Annotated in this window: 3 protein-coding genes; 1 reads left to right on the top strand and 2 read right to left on the bottom strand. The window is 64.0% G+C overall.

Features of this window, described 5'->3' with window-relative positions; genetic code table 11:
- Positions 1 to 227: 227 nt before the first annotated feature.
- A complete protein-coding gene (locus G5S38_RS15260) occupies positions 228 to 1,811 on the bottom strand; it encodes a PDR/VanB family oxidoreductase (RefSeq protein ID WP_165070461.1) in 1,584 nt (527 codons plus the stop codon).
- A gap of 167 nt (positions 1,812 to 1,978) precedes the next feature.
- Positions 1,979 to 2,476: a pyridoxamine 5'-phosphate oxidase family protein gene (locus tag G5S38_RS15255; RefSeq protein ID WP_165070459.1), complete on the bottom strand. Its 498-nt coding sequence runs from the start codon at positions 2,474 to 2,476 to the stop codon at positions 1,979 to 1,981.
- Positions 2,477 to 2,550: 74 nt separating this feature from the next.
- Between G5S38_RS15255 and G5S38_RS15250 the strand changes: the two genes are divergently transcribed.
- A complete protein-coding gene (locus G5S38_RS15250; RefSeq protein WP_165070457.1) occupies positions 2,551 to 3,036 on the top strand; it encodes a MarR family winged helix-turn-helix transcriptional regulator in 486 nt (161 codons plus the stop codon).
- The last annotated feature ends 344 nt before the right edge of the window (positions 3,037 to 3,380 follow it).

The raw sequence follows: 3,380 nt of genomic DNA, 5'->3' as shown, positions 1-3,380 counted from the left end.
CAGATCCCGCCTCACCCTCGTCCCCGACACCGGAACCGAGGTGACCACCGAACCCGCCCTCGGACTCAGCGCCTAACCCCCAAACCGAAGGACACCGCTACACCACCACCGGGGACTTGACCCGAGCAGCACCGCTCCGCCGTCGATGTCGACATGAACGTTTTAGGTTCGGAGGTCGCCATCAACAGTGTTCGCACCGAAGGGCAGGATGCACGGGGATGTCCCGTTCATGCGTCGAGGACGAGAAGGGGGTCGCGCGAGCGGGAGACACAGGGGTAGACGATGTCGGTGCGCTCACGAGCGGTACCGGTGAGGATGTCGTCACGGTGCTCCGGGCGCCCGGCGAGCACGCGCATCTCGCAGCTTCCACACACCCCCGTCTCGCAGGAAGCGGGTGAGTCGGGGAGCACGCCCCGCAGACTCTCCAGCATGGTGCTCTCGGCGGGGACGTCCACGACCGTGCTCGTACTCGGCAGCACCACCTGGAAGGCCCGGTTCTGTGAGTCGTCTTTCACGGTGGCCGTGAACCGTTCGAGGTACAGGGTTCCCTGGGGACATGCGGTGACCATGGCCTCGCTGACCGCATCCATGAGTTGCTGCGGACCGCAGCAGTACACCGCACCCCCAGGAGGTACAGAGCGCAACTGTTCTGACAGATCCGGCCGAGGCGACGTGTCCGCAGGCAGGACCCGTACCCGCGTCGGATACTTCGCGTCGAAGTCATCGGCGCACAACATCCCCCTTCGCGTCTTTCCCCGGTAGATCAAGCGCCAATCGGCGCCTGCTGCGTCGAGTCGTTCGATCATCGGCTTGAGCGCGGTGATACCGATCCCCCCGGCGATGAAGAGATAGGACGGTGCCTCAACGAGCGGGAAGTTGTTCCGAGGCCCACCGATCTTCACGGGGGAGCCTTCCTGCAGGTTGTGGATCTCGATCGAGGCGCCCAGGCCCGCGGACTCGCGGAGTACCGAGATGTCGTAGGCAGAGCGATCGGAAGGGTCGCCATGTAGGGAGTACTGCCGGACCTTGCCGGAGGCGAGGCGGAGGTCGATGTGCGCTCCGGGCTCCCACGACGGCAGTGTCGAGCCGTCTGTCGTAGTCAGCCGGAGAGAGACGACCTCGGTGGCGGAGTCGACTCTCCGGAGGACCACGCTCGGGATGACACCGGTGGTGACGCCGTCCCCGCGATCGGCTGCCGAGTCCGCGGCACCGCGGCGGTTATGGCGCTGGCGGAGGACCAGGGCCACGGTCAGCGTGGGCAGGGAAAGGATCGGCAGGGGGATCGAGAGCAGAGCGCTCGGCACGATGTCGAGCAGTGCAGCGACGAACACCGCCGCGATGACCGCTGCCGGCGCCGTGGACAGATGGCCTCCGGACCCTCGTTGCTTGGCCTGCTCTCCCATGGCGGTACGGCCGAACGGCTTGGCCACGGACAACCACACCTGGAAGGACAGGCCGACCGTCATCAGTCCGAGGACGACGGTGTAGAACACGACGGGTCCGTCGGTGCCTGCACGAGCAGCATCGACGATCACGGGTAGGGCCTCGGCGATCAGCAGAGAGCCGATGAGGATCTGAACGATCGTGAGGACGAACTTGGTCGAGACCCACCAGTGGTGGAAGTACCCCCAGGTGGTGACCGCGGCGAGTCCGAAGCCGGTGAACGCCGCGGTGATAGCGGAGGTCCCCAAGATCTTGAGGTCGAGTAGTTCTGCTACTTCCGCGGTGGCTAGCTTGAGTTCACCCGGCGGCGAGGCGGCGCTAATGCCCAGGAGCACCATCAGGGTCAGTGCCTGACTCGTCCAGGTCACGGCGGAGATGATGTGAAGCCATACGAGGAGACCCCGCCAGACGCGGACCGAGCCCAGGGTCCATTGGGTGCGCCGTGGTCCAGTGGCGGTTTCGAGGGGTCGGGTCTGTGATTCGAGCGGGGTCTGTGGTGACGACGAGTCAGCGGCCTCAACGTGCAGGTCGATCGTCACAAGTCGACCGTGTCGTTCCGGATCGGGTCTTTCTTCGGGGTTCCGGTCACGACCGCGCGCACTATTCCTGCTACGAACGCGACGGTGGTGGTCGGCCCCTCCCAGTATTCGGCTGAGTCGGACTCGACCTTGACGAGGACCAGTCCCGGCGTCTCGACTCCCTCGGGGAACCACGCCTTTAATACCGGGGTGAAGAGTTGATCGGCCTTCTCCCGGTTGTGCACGACCTCGGCTCGCCCGGCAATCGAGGTCCAGGTGTGGTGCTTGTCATCCGAGAAAGACACGTTCACCTCCGGTATTGCACGGATCTGCGCGACCTTCGCCGAATTCTCGTCCGCGAGGAACCACAGATCGCCATCGAATTCGGCATCTTGGAGACCCATCGGTCGACTGACATGCTTACCCTGAGGAGTCATGGTGGTCAGCATCGCCACCTGGGCAGCCTTCACCAGCTCCACGACGCGCCGCCGGTTGTGGATCGTTGTGTCGTCCATCGCGATCCCCTCCGCTAACTAACAGATTTCTGTTAGATGAGGCTAAGCGGGCAACCTGACGGAATGATGTGTCTATGGCAAAACCCGAAAACATGACGGTGGAAGAACTGGACGCGGTCTTGACCTGGAGCGTCGTCCGCGTCGCCCGCTACGCCGGGCAGCGATTGGCCGACCGCCTCGCTGCCCACGATCTGACTCCGATCCACTTCGGTGCGCTCGCCCACCTCGCTGCCGTGGGCGAGATGAGTCAGGCCGACCTCGCCCGGTCTGTACTGGTGCGACCGCAGAGCATCACCACGCTCCTCGACGGGTTGGAGGAACGCGGCCTGATTCAGCGCACCGGTGACCGCACACGCGGTCGACGCAACCCGGTGCGGATCTCAGCCGATGGCATCCTCGCCCTCGATGAGATCAGGCCCATCGCACAGAGCGCGAACGATCTCACCGCCGAAGGGTTGACCCTCGAGGAGAGTGCCGAGCTGAATCGGCTACTGCTCAAGATCATCCATACAGCCGACGGTGCCCATCCCAAACCCACCGACGAGCTCTGGCGAGTCTGACCGGACCGCCAATCCGGAAAGGGCCACGACAAGACTCTTGAGATCGATGCAGTCCCCCAAAGCACGTGACACCAAGTGGCAACTGGCGTTGTTACCGACAGATCTCGCCACTTTCAACCGTCATTACCCGACGATACTTCTGATCTCGAGCACGAACCAGCTGCACGATCCGGCTAGATGGGGCCAAACGTGGCCGACAACCCCGGGCCACTTCCAGGAGTTGAGTCCCGCATAGTGGTGTAGCCGCGGTGGCCCGGCTCGTCGTGAAGACGTGGACGCGGTCACCGTGTGATCCTTCGAGAAGTCTCTTACCTCGACTCGAAAGGCATCATCACGATGACCGC

This window comes from Marisediminicola senii (genome assembly GCF_011057645.1).
GTDB lineage: Bacteria > Actinomycetota > Actinomycetes > Actinomycetales > Microbacteriaceae > Marisediminicola > Marisediminicola senii.
This window is presented reverse-complemented; position numbering and strand designations above follow the sequence as displayed.

Excerpts from the sequence above, each read along its gene's own strand:
- G5S38_RS15255 (WP_165070459.1), bottom strand. The coding sequence starts at position 2,476 with ATGGACGACACAACGATCCACAACCGGCGGCGCGTCGTGGAGCTGGTG.
- G5S38_RS15250 (WP_165070457.1), top strand. The coding sequence starts at position 2,551 with ATGGCAAAACCCGAAAACATGACGGTGGAAGAACTGGACGCGGTCTTG.